This is a genomic window from Janibacter sp. CoH_79_TC_3 (genome assembly GCF_058197955.1).
On the sequence record NZ_JBXWIV010000126.1, the window covers coordinates 1 to 258 of the forward strand.

Below are 258 nucleotides of genomic sequence, written 5' to 3' on the forward strand. Positions count from 1 at the left end.
CTAGTACTCCTATCCCTCAAATCAAAATTTAATGGTAAGGAGAACTCAACATGACTACACCAACAGCATATCAGCTTGATACGCGGGGTGCCGTATGGGTCGATGCGTCGTCGAAGTTTACGCTGGACACTAACCCCGATTTGCTGCCTGACGTACTGGCCATCAACAACTCGTTGTACAACCTGTTCTCATGTCAGATAGGGGCACGAGCCCGTATATTCCAGCCGGAGTATGGGGCCTCCCTTCTCACTTATCTAC

General features: G+C 49.6%; 1 protein-coding gene. It reads left to right on the plus strand.

Annotation, left to right across the window (positions count from 1 at the left end; translation table 11 throughout):
* Positions 1-50 precede the first annotated feature (50 nt).
* Positions 51-258, plus strand: a 208-nt coding sequence (locus tag AC2FA3_RS15340; protein ID WP_438451696.1) for a hypothetical protein, incomplete at its 3' end; no start/stop codon positions are given.